The following is a 14,219-nucleotide window of genomic DNA, read 5'->3' on the forward strand; positions in this document are numbered from 1 at the left end:
AACGAGGATAAATCTGTCGTTTGGTGGTTCGTGCGGTAAAAAAAACCGCCCCGAAGGGCGGCTGACGTTACTTAACGCAGCGTGCGCACTGCGACGTCTGAATTTGCTTGAAGAAATCATTACCTTTGTCATCCACCAGGATAAACGCCGGGAAATCTTCCACTTCAATTTTCCAGATGGCTTCCATCCCCAGTTCAGGATATTCCACGCATTCCAGACTCTTGATACTGCCCTGGGCAAGCACCGCTGCGGGGCCGCCAATACTGCCTAAATAGAAGCCGCCATGCTTATGACAGGCGTCGGTCACCTGCTGGCTACGGTTGCCTTTCGCCAGCATGATCATGCTCCCACCCGCGGCCTGAAGCTGGTCAACATACGAGTCCATACGCCCGGCAGTGGTTGGGCCTAGCGAGCCTGAGGCATAGCCTTCGGGCGTTTTTGCCGGGCCGGCGTAATAGATCGGGTGATCTTTAACATACTGCGGCAAACTTTCGCCGTTATCCAGACGTTCTTTCAGTTTCGCATGCGCAATATCACGGCCAACAATAATGGTTCCGTTGAGCGACAGACGCGTGGACACCGGATATTGCGACAACTGAGCCAGGATCTCTTTCATCGGGCGATTGAGGTCAACGCGCACCGCTTCGCCTTCGCCTGCCTGACGCAGCTCTTCTGGTATGTATTTACCCGGATTATGCTCAAGTTTTTCGATCCAGATACCTTCACGGTTGATCTTAGCTTTGATATTTCGATCGGCTGAGCAAGAAACCCCCATACCAACCGGACACGACGCGCCGTGACGCGGCAGACGGATCACGCGGATATCATGAGCGAAGTACTTCCCGCCGAACTGGGCACCCAGCCCCAAATTCTGCGCTTCTATCAACAGCTCTTTTTCCAGCTCCACATCGCGGAACGCCTGACCATGCTCGTTACCTTCGGTCGGCAGCTCGTCGTAGTATTTCGCCGAAGCCAACTTGACAGTTTTCAGCGTGGCTTCCGCCGACGTTCCACCAATCACAAACGCGATGTGATACGGCGGGCAAGCCGCTGTTCCCAGCGTACGCATCTTCTCGACCAGGTAATTTTTTAATTTGCCCGGCGTGAGCAGCGCTTTGGTTTCCTGGTACAGATAGGTTTTGTTTGCCGAACCACCGCCTTTGGCAATACATAAGAATTTGTATTCATCGCCATCAACGGTATACAAATCGATCTGCGCTGGCAGGTTGGTGCCGGTGTTCACTTCTTTATACATATCCAGCGCGGCGTTTTGCGAATAGCGCAGGTTGTCTTCGATGTAGGTGTTATAGATCCCTCGCGCCAGTGCCGCTTCATCACCGCCGCCGGTCCAGACACGCTGACCTTTTTTACCCACGATTATCGCTGTGCCGGTATCCTGACAGGTCGGCAAAATACCTTTCGCCGCGATGTCGGAGTTGCGCAGGAATTGCAGGGCCACATATTTGTCGTTTTCACTGGCCTCAGGGTCACGCAGGATATCGGCAACCTGTTGCTGATGCGCTGGACGCAGCATAAACGACGCATCATGAAAAGCCTGACGAGCCAGCAGGGTTAGCGCTTGCGGCGCGACTTTAATAACCTCCTGCCCTTCGAATTCGGCAACGGAGACATAGTCGCTGGTCAGCAGATAGTATTCGGTATCATCCTTTTTAAGCGGGAAAGGATGCTGATAATGAAAGGGTTTGTTTGACATTGTGCTCTCACTTACTGCTAGGTCTGGTTATTCTCTGGGCAGATGTTCCATTGCCCTGCTTCCCTGCCGTAAGTCGGGTTGGAGAAGGCAAGGCTTTCTGCAACCGGAAATACTCAGGGTATTAAAAGCGAGTCACCATATCCTACACAATTTTTTAACAAAAACTGAGACAAGTACGACTTTTTACATGCGCAGGTTACTTCCCTCAGGGTTTCTTGGTTTAATAGCCAGAGAAAATTCCACATTCAAACAGGGCTTGAGAATGCAAAAACTCATCAACTCAGTGCAGAACTACGCCTGGGGAAGTAAAACTGCGTTAACGGAACTTTATGGGATTGCCAACCCAACTCAGCAACCGATGGCTGAACTTTGGATGGGAGCGCACCCAAAAAGCAGTTCGCAGGTTCAGAGCGCTGATGGTCAGACGGTTGCTTTACGCGACGTTATTGAAAGCGATAAATCCGCGCTATTAGGCGATGCCGTTGCCGAACGCTTTGGTGAACTGCCCTTCCTGTTTAAAGTGCTCTGTGCTGCGCAACCCCTTTCGATTCAGGTTCATCCTAACAAGCACAATTCTGAAATCGGGTTTGCCAAAGAAAACGCCGCCGGGATCCCGATGGATGCCGCCGAGCGCAACTACAAAGATCCTAACCACAAACCAGAACTGGTTTTTGCTTTAACGCCTTTCCTGGCGATGAACGCATTTCGTGAGTTCTCCGATATTGTTGCGTTATTACAACCCGTTTCCGCTGCGCATCCGGCTATTGCGCATTTCCTGCAGGAACCGAGCGCAGAGCGTCTGAGCTATCTATTTGCCAGCTTGCTGAATATGCAGGATGAGGAGAAATCCCACGCGCTGGCGATCCTGAAATCGGCGCTGAACAGTCAGCAGGGTGAACCCTGGCAAACCATCCGCCTGATCGCCGACTTCTACCCTAACGACAGCGGACTCTTTTCCCCACTGCTGCTCAACGTGGTTAAACTCAATCCCGGCGAGGCCATGTTCTTGTTTGCCGAGACCCCGCACGCCTATCTGCAAGGTGTGGCGCTGGAGGTGATGGCGAATTCGGACAACGTGCTACGCGCCGGGCTAACGCCAAAATACATTGATATCCCGGAACTGGTCGCCAACGTTAAGTTTGTCGCTAAGCCTGCAAACCAATTGCTGACCACACCGGTTAAAACAGATGATGAACTGGACTTCCCTATTCCGGTCGACGATTTCGCCTTCTCCCTACATGAGTTAACGGCCACTGGTGCAGAGATCGGCCAGCAAAGCGCCGCAATTCTGTTCTGCATTGAGGGTGAAGCCGTGTTGAGCAAAGGTGAGCAGCGTCTGGTCCTGCAGCCGGGTGAGTCGGCCTTTATTAGTGCGAATGAATCGCCGGTAAACGTCAGCGGCAAGGGCCGTTTAGCTCGGGTTTATAACAAGCTGTAGCAAGATACTGATATTTTTAACAACTCTTGCTAAGCTGTAGTGAGTTAAAGACAAATCACTCCTCCAGGCGTCTTCAAACGCCTGGTTTTATTTTATGGATATCAAAATGAAAAAATCGCTGGTAGCTGCGGGTGTAGTGGTTGCACTGGGTATCGTCTGGACGGGCGGTGCCTGGTACACAGGTAAAAAACTCGAAACGCATCTCGCCGAGATGGTGACACAGGCAAACAATCAGTTGAAACGCTACTCCCCTGAGGCGGGCATTGAACTGAGTTATCAAAACTATCAGCGCGGCGTGTTCAATAGCCAACTGCAACTGGTGGTTAAACCCATCACCGGGCAGCAAGATTCCTGGCTGAAGCCAGGGCAAAGCATCGTCCTTAATGAAACGGTTGATCACGGTCCTTTCCCGCTCGCACAGCTGAAATCGCTGAATCTGGTTCCCGCTATGGCCTCGGTGAAAACAACGTTGGTGAATAACGACGTCACCAAACCACTGTTCGATATTGCCAAAGGCGAAACGCCATTCGTCATTAACTCCCGTATCGGTTACAGCGGCGATACCCGTTCCGATCTCTCCCTCAAACCGCTGAACTACGAGAATGGCGATGAAAAAGTGGCCTTCAGCGGCGGGGAATTCCAGTTTACGGCTGACAAAGACGGTAATGCAGTTTCGCTAACTGGCGATGCGCAAAGTGGTCTGGTTAATGCGGTCAATGAGTACAACCAGAAAGTACAAATTACCTTCAATAACCTGAAAACTGAGGGTTCCAGCAGTATCGCCAGCTTTGGTGAGCGTATTGGCGACCAGAAGTTGTCACTCGAAAAACTGTCGATTGCAGTCGAGGGTAAAGAGTTGGCGGTTCTGGAAGGCATGGGTATCGATGGTAAATCCGATCTGATCAACGAGGGTAAAACCGTCAACAGCCAACTGGATTACACCCTGAACAGCCTTAAACTGCAGGGCCAGGATATGGGTAGCGGCAAACTGACGCTGAAAGTGGGCCAGATTGATGGTGAAGCCCTGCACCAGTTCAGTCAGCAGTATAGCGCCCAAACCAAGGCGTTGATGTCACAAATCGATGTGGTGCAAAACCCTGAGCTATATCAGCAGAAAGTCACCGAAGCCTTCTTTAATGCCCTGCCGATTCTGATGAAAGGCGAACCGGTTATCACTATTGCGCCGCTGAGCTGGAAAAATGCGAAAGGTGAAACCGCCTTTAATTTGTCGCTACTACTGAAAGATCCGACCGCAAACACCGTAGAGCCGCAAACACTGGCCCAGGAAGTAGATCGCTCCGTCAAATCACTGGATGCTAAGCTGACGATCCCTGTCGATATGGCGACTGAATTCATGACACAGATTGCCAAACTGGAAGGATATCAGCAGGAAGAAGCGGCGGGTCTGGCGAAGCAGCAGGTTAATGGCCTCGCGGCGATGGGGCAGATGTTCCGTATTACGACGTTGCAGGACAACGTTATCGGTTCCAGCCTGCAATATGCGAACGGTCAGGTAACACTTAACGGACAGAAAATGTCGCTGGATGAGTTTGTTGGCATGTTCGGTATGCCTGCCTTTGCTGAGCCGGACGCTCCTGCTGCCCCGCAACAGTAAATATCCGTTACGACAGGCCCGATAACCTTGCTTATCGGGCTTTTTTTATTTCGCGACGACCAGTCGGGCGGCAAGCGTCAGATTGCGCGAATGGCTTTCATCGTGGCCAATGCGTTGTAGCATGCGTTCCGCAAGGGTGTATCCCATTTCACGGGCAGGCGTGCAAGCCCAAATGATGGGAATGTCATCCAGCGCGCTTTCCGCCACATCAGCAAATCCGGCCAATGATATTTGCTGTTCAAAGTAGCGATCCACGCCTGTTTCACCGCTCTGTCGCCCTGCTCTCATCAGGCCAAACCAGGCGCCTACGGCAATGGTTTCGTTGTAGCACACCACCGCACTGATTGTGGGATTCCGGCGTAACAGCGCCGTCACCTCTTCCGCGGCCTGCTTTTGGCTGGATGAACACTCCAGCACCCAGTCGCTATGAAACGGCAAACCATACTTTAACAATGTCGCGCAATAGCCGCCGACGCGCTCTGCCCGGGTTAATGAAGAGCTTTGCCCGCCCAGCCAGGCAATGCGCTGGTGCCCATGGCGTATCAGTTGTTCAACCAGGAGTTGCGCGGCCTGCATGTTATCAGGTCTGACGGTGTCAACGTCATCCATATAGCTGGCGCGTGACGCAAACACCACCGGGATCCCTTTCTCAGCGGCCAGTTGTTGTAGCGCGTCACTGCTGCCTGCGGCCCCGGCGATCACCACGCCATCAACCCCTTGATTAAGTAACAGTGTGAAGCGCTGCGTCAGCTGTTCGCCGTCTTTGCCGCCATGCAGTAAGAAGACCATGCGCCCCTGGGCTTCTAATGCTTCCGTCAGCCCCGCCGTCAGCTCGGCGTAAAACGGCGTAGAAAGATCGCGCACAATCAAACCCACGACTCCGCTCTGCCCACCGCGTAGGGCTGATGCTTGCCGATTACGCACAAACCCCAGTTGCTCAATGGCAGCATTTACCCGCTCACCGGTTGCTGATGAAATACGTCCTTTGCCACTGAGTACCAATGAGACGGTACTGACCGAAACACCCGCAGCCAGCGCAACATCATGGATCGTTATTTTTTTGGCTATAGCCATAAAAACAGAAAACTCCCTGATAACGTGACCGATAAAACGTTTTATCAATCACTTATATTTATACCCTCTATTATCGTTCGATAATGTGATTTATACCGCACTAAAATTAGGTAAAACGTTTTATCTTCTCGCCATCATTAGCCAGCCTGATTTTACAAGGAGTCGTTTAATGACGACGAGAACCACACCAAAAATAACGTTATGGGAATTTTTCCAGCAGTTGGGCAAAACCTTTATGTTGCCCGTGGCTCTGCTCTCATTTTGCGGGATCATGTTAGGGATCGGCAGTTCGTTAAGCAGCCACGATGTCTTAACGTTAATCCCGGTGTTAGGAAATCCGGTGCTACAGGCCATCTTTACCTGGATGAGCAAAGTTGGCTCATTTGCGTTTAGCTTCCTACCGGTGATGTTTTGTATTGCCATTCCTCTTGGCCTGGCGCGCGAGAATAAAGGCGTGGCGGCGTTTGCCGGTTTTGTTGGTTACGCGGTAATGAACCTTGCCGTCAACTTCTGGTTAACCGCCAAAGGCATCTTACCCACCACTGATGCGGCGATCCTGAAAGCCAACAACGTGCAAAATATTCTGGGGATCCAGTCGATCGACACCGGGATCCTCGGCGCCGTTATCGCTGGGATCATCGTCTGGATGCTGCATGAACGCTTCCATAACATTCGTCTGCCGGATGCCCTGGCCTTCTTCGGCGGCACTCGCTTCGTTCCCATCATCTCCTCGGTGGTGATGGGCCTGGTCGGTCTGGTTATTCCCCTGATTTGGCCGGTTTTCGCCATGGGCATTACCGGACTCGGTCACATCATCAACAGTGCAGGTGAATTTGGTCCTATGCTGTTTGGTACCGGCGAACGTCTGTTGTTGCCTTTTGGTCTGCATCATATTCTGGTGGCATTGATCCGCTTTACCGAAGCGGGCGGCACGCAGGAAGTCTGTGGTCATAGCGTGAGCGGTGCATTGACTATTTTCCAGGCTCAATTGAGCTGTCCGACAACGCAAGGTTTCTCTGAAAGCGCAACCCGCTTCCTGTCCCAGGGTAAAATGCCGGCGTTCCTCGGCGGGTTACCGGGTGCAGCGTTAGCGATGTACCACTGCGCACGTCCAGAGAATCGTCATAAAATTAAAGGGTTATTAATTTCCGGTCTGATTGCCTGTGTAATTGGTGGTACGACCGAACCTCTCGAGTTCTTGTTTCTGTTCGTGGCCCCGGTTCTGTACGTGATCCATGCTTTGCTTACCGGTCTCGGCTTCACCGTGATGGCGGTGCTTGGCGTTACCATCGGTAACACTGACGGTAACCTGATCGACTTCGTGGTATTCGGCATCCTGCATGGATTGTCTACCAAGTGGTATCTGGTCCCTGTCGTCGCAGCTATCTGGTTTGCGGTGTATTACGTTATCTTCCGCTTCGCCATCACGCGCTTCAATCTGAAGACACCGGGTCGCGAAGTCGAAATGGCCAGCACTATCGAAAAAGTGATGGCTGGATCGCCAGGTAAATCGGGTTATAACGTGCCAGCTATTCTGGCGGCGTTGGGCGGCGCGGAAAACATTGTTAGCCTGGATAACTGCATCACTCGTCTGCGCTTGTCAGTGAAAGATATGTCGCTTGTTAACGTACAAGCTCTGAAGGACAATCGTGCCATTGGCGTAGTACAACTCAATCAGCATAACCTTCAGGTTGTTATTGGTCCGCAGGTCCAGTCAGTGAAAGACGAAATCGCGGTTCTGATGAACACCGTACAGGCTTAAGGACAACAATATGTTTGATTTTTCTAAGGTTGTGGACCGACACGGCACCTGGTGTACCCAGTGGGATTATGTTGCCGACCGTTTTGGCTCAGCGGATCTTCTGCCGTTCACCATCTCTGACATGGATTTTGCAACTGCCCCCTGCATTCTTGAGGCACTTGCCCAGCGCCTGTCCCATGGCGTGTTGGGTTACAGCCGTTGGAAAAATGATGAATTTTTGGCGGCTATTCAGCACTGGTTTCTTACGCGTCACAATACAAAAATCGATCCTCAGTCGCTGGTATATGGTCCCTCGGTCATCTATATGGTGTCAGAGCTGATTCGCCAGTGGTCTTCCGCGGGTGATGCGGTGGTTATTCACACCCCGGCTTACGACGCGTTTTACAAAGCTATCGAGGGTAATCAGCGCGTGGTGCGCGCTGTCGAACTGGAAAAACGTACTGACGGTTGGTACTGCGACATGACCGCACTGGAGAATGCCCTGTCTCGCCCAGAGAGCAAAATTCTTCTGCTCTGTAGCCCACAAAATCCGACGGGCAAAGTGTGGACGCGTGATGAGCTGGAAACCATGGCGGAACTGTGTCATCGCCATGGTGTAAAAGTCATTTCCGATGAGATCCATATGGATATGGTATGGGGTGATCACCCGCATATCCCCTGGAGTAACGTCGCGCGTGACAGCTGGGCGCTGCTCACTTCCGGCTCAAAAAGTTTTAATATTCCGGCACTGACCGGGGCTTACGCGATTATTGAAGACACTCAAAGCCGTAATGATTATCTCAGCGCATTAAAAGGTCGCGATGGTCTTTCCTCACCTGCGGTGCTGGCGCTGACCGCACATATCGCCGCCTATCAACAGGGCGCAAGCTGGCTTGATGCGCTGCGGGATTATCTTGCCAGCAATCTGCATTACGTCGCCCGCGAGCTTAATGCCGCATTCCCCGAACTGAGCTGGCAGGTTCCACAGTCTACCTATCTGGCGTGGATTGACCTGCGTCCGCTTAACATTGATGATCGCACATTACAGGAAGCGCTTATCCACCAGCAGAAAGTTGCCATCATGCCAGGAAACACTTACGGCGAAGAAGGACGCGGTTTTGTGCGCCTGAATGCCGGATGTCCGCGCTCAAAACTTGAAAAAGGCGTTCAGGGGTTGATTAACGCCATCCGTACAATACGTTAAACAGGTTTGCGCAATGAAAACCTCATTGCGCGCCTTCTCTACCTGACGCTTTACCACCCTGTTCATCCAGCATCGTCGAAAAGCCCGCGTTATCCCTTGCACCGGGGAAAGAAGTTGAGCGTAGACAAAAATGAATATCATGACATTTAATAATGCTATTTTATGTCTGAGCGGAACGCTTCGGTTTTATAATTTATTTATAATTTAAGAAAATTTACAAGAATAACCCTGATTGAGCACTCATATTTTTATTCCCTCTAACTCTCAGACGGTTACGATTATTTATTAATCAAACATCATTCATAATAAGCGAAGCGGTATTTTCCGCAATCCATTGAAAATTATCAATACGGACTGATTCGCCTATCAGCATTAAATTTGACTTAATACAAATAGCCGCTAACTTTAAGCCTTGAACAACGACGGATACGAAATTATTTTTTTGTATCTGACTGACATAACCGATATATGAGGTGATATATGGCAGAGCATCGTGGTGGTTCCGGTAACTTCGCAGAAGACCGAGAAAAAGCATCAGAAGCGGGCCGTAAAGGCGGTCAACATAGCGGTGGTAACTTCAAAAACGATCCACAACGCGCATCTGAAGCAGGTAAAAAAGGTGGGCAAAGCAGCCACGGCGGTGGCCGTAAGTCTGACAACTCCTGATAGTTAGCGTTATTTTCATCTTTTAATTAAAAGAGTGTCCTGCGGGTCTGTATGGGGCTCGCAGTTATTTTTAACCTCTAAAGGATATTAATATGCATATGAAAAGCATTGAAGACGTATTTATTCACCTACTTTCAGATACCTATAGCGCTGAAAAACAGTTAACGCGCGGACTGGCTAAACTCGCCAGAGCCGCCTCAAGCGAAAAACTCAGCAAAGCGTTTAATGCCCACCTGGAAGAAACCCAGGGGCAAATTGAACGTATTGACCAAATCGTTGAGCAAGAACCGGGAATTAAGATTAAACGCATGAAATGTGTGGCGATGGAAGGCTTAATTGAAGAGGCTAATGAGGTTATAGAAAGCACCGAGAAAAATGAAGTACGCGATGCCGCATTAATCGCAGCCGCACAGAAAGTGGAACATTATGAAATTGCCAGCTACGGCACACTGGCAACCCTTGCAGAACAACTGGGATATAAAAAAGCCGTAAAACTCCTCGCAGAAACGCTTGAAGAAGAGAAACAAACCGATCTGAAATTAACCGATCTGGCGGTTGGTAACATTAATAAAGACGCTGAAAAACGATAACCATACTGACTCGAGGAAATTACGATGAATCACTTAGAACATTACCATGACTGGCTACGCGATGCGCACGCGATGGAAAAGCAAGCGGAGTCAATGCTGGAATCGATGGCGAGTCGTATCGATAATTATCCTGATTTGCGTGCCAGAATTGAGCAACATATTAATGAAACAAAAAGGCAAATTACCCTGCTGGAAGAGATCCTCGATCGAAACGATATTTCGCGTTCTGTATTAAAAGACTCCATGAGTAAAATGGCCGCTTTTGGCCAGTCGATTGGCGGCATGTTTCCTTCTGACGAAATTGTAAAAGGCGCAATCAGCGGCTATGTATTCGAGCAATTTGAAATAGCCTGCTACACATCGCTTTTGGCCGCTGCCAAAAAGGTCGGTGATACCGCCTCTATCCCCGCTATCGAAACGATTCTCGCAGAAGAACGTGAGATGGCCGACTGGCTGATTAAACATATTCCGCAAACGACAGAACAATTTCTCTTACGGTCTGACGCTGACGGTGTTGTAGCCAAAAAATAATCTCATTACGCTCTGCTTCAGGCAGAGCTTCCTCGGATGGGGTCTGTACCGTGCCTGAATTTGACGCTTTTTATTTAGCCCGTTTTCAGTTCGCCTTCACTGTTTCTTTCCATATTCTTTTTCCCGCGATTACGATTGGACTGGCCAGCTATCTGGTGGTGCTGGAGGGGATGTGGCTGCGCACGCGAAACAATCTCTGGCGCTCGCTCTATAATTTCTGGCTGCAAATCTTCGCCGTCAATTTTGGGATGGGTGTCGTATCCGGCCTGGTGATGGCTTATCAGTTTGGTACCAACTGGAGCGGCTTTTCGCAATTTGCCGGCAGTATTACCGGACCACTGCTGCTTTATGAAGTCCTGACCGCCTTTTTCCTCGAAGCGGGCTTCCTTGGCGTAATGCTATTCGGCTGGAACAAAGTATCTCCAGCGCTGCATTTCTTCACCACCTGTATGGTGGCGCTGGGCACGTTGCTATCTACCTTCTGGATCCTGGCTTCCAATAGTTGGATGCAAACACCTCAAGGTTTTAGCCTCGAAAATGGGCATGTCATTCCCCAGGATTGGCTGGCTATCGTATTTAATCCTTCCTTTCCGTATCGCTTATTGCATATGTCGATTGCTGCTTTTCTGAGTAGCGCGATGTTCGTTGGCGCATCTGCCGCCTGGCATTTACTGCGGGGTAACGATACTCCTGCCATTCGTAAAATGTTTTCGATGGCGCTGTGGATGGCTCTGATTGTCGCCCCTATTCAGGCGGTTGTTGGAGATATGCATGGCCTCAATACCCTTGAGCATCAGCCTGCAAAAATAGCGGCCATTGAGGGGCACTGGGAGAACCCCCCCGGAGAGGCAACGCCATTGACGCTGTTTGGCATGCCTGACATGGAGGAAGAGCGCACCAAATACGCTCTGGCGATCCCTGCGCTGGGCAGTCTGATTCTGACCCATAGTCTGGACAAGCAGGTTCCTGCGCTGAAGGATTTTCCCAAGGAAGATCGCCCCAACTCCGCGATTGTATTTTGGTCGTTTCGCATCATGGTTGGCATGGGCGTGTTGATGATCGCCCTGGGTATCTGCAGTGTCTGGTTACGTTGGCGCAAGCGCCTGTACCATTCCCGTCCATTCCAATGGTTTGCACTTTTGATGGGGCCGGCCGGACTATTGGCCTTATTGGCCGGTTGGGTGACCACGGAGGTTGGCCGCCAGCCCTGGGTCGTATACGGCTTTTTGCGCACCCGTGATGCCGTTTCGTTGCACAGTACAACGCAAATGGTCATCAGTTTGCTGGTATTTATCGTCGTTTACAGCACCGTCTTTGGCGTGGGTTACCACTACATATTCAGACTGATTAAAAAAGGTCCTCAGCCGGTCAGTGAACTGACCTCACAAACCGATGGCACCCCTGCGCGTCCGCTTTCCGCCGCAGAACCGGTAACGGATGAAGAGGAGAAAATCTGATGGACATCGATATCACCGTAATCTGGTTTATTATCATTGTCTTTGCCACGCTGATGTACATCGTAATGGATGGTTTCGATTTGGGCATTGGTATGTTGTTTAGCATTGTACATGCCCCCGGCGAACGAGATGTGATGGTGAACAGTGTGGCCCCCGTCTGGGACGGGAATGAAACCTGGCTGGTGCTCGGTGGGGCCGGTGTCTTTGGCGCCTTCCCTCTGGCTTATGCTGTGATTGCTGACGCACTGGCAATTCCACTCACGATGATGCTAATTGGGTTGATTTTTCGCGGTGTGGCGTTTGAGTTTCGCTTTAAAGCCACGCCGTCGCATCGGCTATTTTGGGATTACGCATTTGCCGGTGGATCGTTGCTGGCGACCGTGAGTCAGGGGATCGTTGTTGGCGCCGTGATTAACGGTTTCGATATAGCAGACCGTCGCTTTGCCGGGTCGGCATTGGATTGGTTGACCCCATTTAATGTATTTTGCGGCCTCGGACTGGTTGCCGCTTATCTGTTACTCGGCAGCACCTGGCTGATAATGAAAAGCGATGGCGCGCTTCAGGAACGGATGCGTAAATTAACGCGCCATGTTCTGCTCGCTCTGCTGGCGGTTATTGCCGTGGTCAGCATCTGGACACCCCTTAACTGGCAATACATTGCAGAACGCTGGTTCACGCTACCTAATTTCTACTGGTTTGTGCCGGTCCCCATTCTGGTGACGATACTCAGCCTGTGGATTTGGCGTCTGAGCAGCGACAACACCAGCCATGCACGACCTTTTATCCTGACGCTGGGATTGATCTTTCTGGGATTTAGCGGCTTAGGTATCAGCCTGTGGCCCTATATTATTCCGCCGCATGTTACCTTGTGGGATGCAGCGGCTCCCCCTGCAAGCCAGATGTTTATGCTGGTTGGCACGCTTATTATTATTCCGGTCATTCTGATGTATACAGCATGGAGCTACTATGTCTTTCGCGGCAAAGTATCTGACGGAGAAGGCTACCATTGACCAGGATAGCGCGCCGATCGCCTGACTCATTGAAAACCTGAAATATATGTCCACAATGTTCCACTTTTACAAAGTGTTGGCGCACTTTATTCAAAGTTTTTAGAGAATTATGATTCTGTTGTATAATGCCCTGCACTTTACCTAAAAATACGAGTGCGACCATGATTGATACTTCTCTCCCCTTAACCGACGTCCATCGCCACCTTGATGGTAACATCCGTGCCCAAACGATCCTCGATCTGGGTCGCCAGTTTAATTTAACCCTCCCGGCACAGACGCTGGAAACGTTGATTCCTCATGTGCAAGTGACGTCAACCGAGCCTGATTTGGTCAGCTTTTTATCCAAACTGGACTGGGGCGTAAAGGTTCTGGCCTCGCTGGACGCCTGCCGCCGCGTCGCGTTTGAAAATATTGAGGATGCCGCACGCAACGGCCTGCACTATGTTGAACTACGTTTTTCCCCTGGCTACATGGCAATGACCCATCAACTCCCTGTAGCAGGCGTGGTTGAAGCCGTTATTGCAGGCGTGCGCGAAGGCTGCAAGGCCTTTGGCGTTGAAGCACGTTTAATTGGCATTATGAGTCGTACCTTCGGCGAAGCCGCCTGCCTGCAGGAACTTGATGCGCTGTTAGCACACCGCGACCATATTACTGCGCTGGATCTGGCCGGTGACGAACTGGGCTTCCCGGGTAGTTTGTTCTTGTCACACTTCAACCAGGCACGCGATGCAGGCTGGCATATCACCGTCCATGCCGGCGAAGCCGCGGGACCAGAAAGCATCTGGCAGGCCATCAAAGAATTGGGCGCTGAACGCATTGGCCATGGTGTTAAAGCGGTCGAAGATCGTGCGTTGATGGATTACCTCGCCGAGCACCGTATCGGCATTGAATCCTGCCTGACATCGAACATCCAGACCAGCACCGTCGCTGCGCTGGCGACCCATCCGCTGAAAACATTCCTTGAACATGGCGTTGTGGCCAGTCTGAATACGGACGACCCGGCTGTTCAGGGTGTCGATATTATTCACGAGTACACTATTGCCGCGCCTGCCGCAGGTTTAACTCGCGAACAGATCCGCCAGGCACAAATCAATGGTCTGGAAATGGCATTCCTGAGTAACGAAGAGAAACGTACGCTGCGCGAGAAAGTCGCCGCAGCGTAACGCTTATCCGGCCTAC

General features: G+C 51.0%; 12 protein-coding genes. 10 read left to right on the top strand and 2 right to left on the bottom strand.

The features are described from left to right. Positions 1 to 67 precede the first annotated feature (67 nt). The gene (gene fumB / locus FDX11_RS13415; protein WP_137398046.1) at positions 68 to 1,714 is read right to left on the bottom strand and encodes a class I fumarate hydratase; all 1,647 of its coding nucleotides are present in this window, start codon (positions 1,712 to 1,714) and stop codon (positions 68 to 70) included. A gap of 262 nt (positions 1,715 to 1,976) precedes the next feature. Between fumB and manA the strand changes: the two genes are divergently transcribed. Both manA and FDX11_RS13425 read left to right on the top strand, forming a co-directional pair. Beyond that, positions 1,977 to 3,152 (top strand): mannose-6-phosphate isomerase, encoded by a 1,176-nt coding sequence (gene manA / locus FDX11_RS13420; protein WP_061381393.1) that lies wholly within the window; start codon positions 1,977 to 1,979, stop codon positions 3,150 to 3,152. 106 nt (positions 3,153 to 3,258) lie between these two features. Continuing rightward, positions 3,259 to 4,767, top strand: a complete 1,509-nt coding sequence (locus tag FDX11_RS13425) for a YdgA family protein (protein WP_061381520.1) — start codon at positions 3,259 to 3,261, stop codon at positions 4,765 to 4,767. Between the two features lie 45 nt (positions 4,768 to 4,812). Here FDX11_RS13425 and FDX11_RS13430 read toward each other — a convergent pair whose 3' ends face one another. Next, positions 4,813 to 5,841, bottom strand: a complete 1,029-nt coding sequence (locus tag FDX11_RS13430; protein WP_038640443.1) for a Mal regulon transcriptional regulator MalI — start codon at positions 5,839 to 5,841, stop codon at positions 4,813 to 4,815. Between the two features lie 169 nt (positions 5,842 to 6,010). On the opposite strand from FDX11_RS13430, the gene malX reads away from it, so the two are divergent. The 8 genes from malX (at position 6,011) to add (ending at position 14,203) form a co-directional block, all read left to right on the top strand. Beyond that, positions 6,011 to 7,603 carry a maltose/glucose-specific PTS transporter subunit IIBC gene (malX, locus tag FDX11_RS13435; RefSeq protein ID WP_042308591.1) on the top strand — a complete coding sequence of 531 codons (1,593 nt, stop codon included), beginning with the start codon at positions 6,011 to 6,013 and terminating at the stop codon, positions 7,601 to 7,603. Positions 7,604 to 7,613: 10 nt separating this feature from the next. After that, positions 7,614 to 8,786 carry a MalY/PatB family protein gene (locus FDX11_RS13440; protein WP_137398047.1) on the top strand — a complete coding sequence of 391 codons (1,173 nt, stop codon included), beginning with the start codon at positions 7,614 to 7,616 and terminating at the stop codon, positions 8,784 to 8,786. A gap of 480 nt (positions 8,787 to 9,266) precedes the next feature. After that, positions 9,267 to 9,452: a general stress protein gene (locus FDX11_RS13445; protein ID WP_006684659.1), complete on the top strand. Its 186-nt coding sequence runs from the start codon at positions 9,267 to 9,269 to the stop codon at positions 9,450 to 9,452. 92 nt (positions 9,453 to 9,544) lie between these two features. Further along, the gene (locus FDX11_RS13450) at positions 9,545 to 10,042 is read left to right on the top strand and encodes a ferritin-like domain-containing protein (RefSeq protein WP_038640435.1); all 498 of its coding nucleotides are present in this window, start codon (positions 9,545 to 9,547) and stop codon (positions 10,040 to 10,042) included. A 24-nt stretch (positions 10,043 to 10,066) separates the two neighbouring features. After that, positions 10,067 to 10,573, top strand: coding sequence for a ferritin-like domain-containing protein (locus tag FDX11_RS13455; protein ID WP_038640433.1), 507 nt, complete (start codon positions 10,067 to 10,069; stop codon positions 10,571 to 10,573). A gap of 50 nt (positions 10,574 to 10,623) precedes the next feature. Then, positions 10,624 to 12,030 carry a cytochrome ubiquinol oxidase subunit I gene (locus FDX11_RS13460; protein WP_137349808.1) on the top strand — a complete coding sequence of 469 codons (1,407 nt, stop codon included), beginning with the start codon at positions 10,624 to 10,626 and terminating at the stop codon, positions 12,028 to 12,030. Next, the gene (gene cydB, locus FDX11_RS13465; protein WP_137398048.1) at positions 12,030 to 13,040 is read left to right on the top strand and encodes a cytochrome d ubiquinol oxidase subunit II; all 1,011 of its coding nucleotides are present in this window, start codon (positions 12,030 to 12,032) and stop codon (positions 13,038 to 13,040) included. Before FDX11_RS13460 ends, cydB begins: the two co-directional genes overlap by 1 nt. Positions 13,041 to 13,201: 161 nt before the next feature. Continuing rightward, positions 13,202 to 14,203, top strand: coding sequence for an adenosine deaminase (gene add, locus FDX11_RS13470; RefSeq protein WP_137398049.1), 1,002 nt, complete (start codon positions 13,202 to 13,204; stop codon positions 14,201 to 14,203). Positions 14,204 to 14,219: the final 16 nt, after the last annotated feature.

The organism is Citrobacter sp. wls714 (assembly GCF_005281025.1).
GTDB classification, from domain to species: domain Bacteria; phylum Pseudomonadota; class Gammaproteobacteria; order Enterobacterales; family Enterobacteriaceae; genus Citrobacter; species Citrobacter werkmanii.

Coding starts and splice junctions, on each gene's coding strand:
- fumB (WP_137398046.1), bottom strand. CDS start 1,714: ATGTCAAACAAACCCTTTCATTATCAGCATCCTTTCCCGCTTAAAAAG.
- manA (WP_061381393.1), top strand. CDS start 1,977: ATGCAAAAACTCATCAACTCAGTGCAGAACTACGCCTGGGGAAGTAAA.
- FDX11_RS13425 (WP_061381520.1), top strand. CDS start 3,259: ATGAAAAAATCGCTGGTAGCTGCGGGTGTAGTGGTTGCACTGGGTATC.
- FDX11_RS13430 (WP_038640443.1), bottom strand. CDS start 5,841: ATGGCTATAGCCAAAAAAATAACGATCCATGATGTTGCGCTGGCTGCG.
- malX (WP_042308591.1), top strand. CDS start 6,011: ATGACGACGAGAACCACACCAAAAATAACGTTATGGGAATTTTTCCAG.
- FDX11_RS13440 (WP_137398047.1), top strand. CDS start 7,614: ATGTTTGATTTTTCTAAGGTTGTGGACCGACACGGCACCTGGTGTACC.
- FDX11_RS13445 (WP_006684659.1), top strand. CDS start 9,267: ATGGCAGAGCATCGTGGTGGTTCCGGTAACTTCGCAGAAGACCGAGAA.
- FDX11_RS13450 (WP_038640435.1), top strand. CDS start 9,545: ATGCATATGAAAAGCATTGAAGACGTATTTATTCACCTACTTTCAGAT.
- FDX11_RS13455 (WP_038640433.1), top strand. CDS start 10,067: ATGAATCACTTAGAACATTACCATGACTGGCTACGCGATGCGCACGCG.
- cydB (WP_137398048.1), top strand. CDS start 12,030: ATGGACATCGATATCACCGTAATCTGGTTTATTATCATTGTCTTTGCC.
- add (WP_137398049.1), top strand. CDS start 13,202: ATGATTGATACTTCTCTCCCCTTAACCGACGTCCATCGCCACCTTGAT.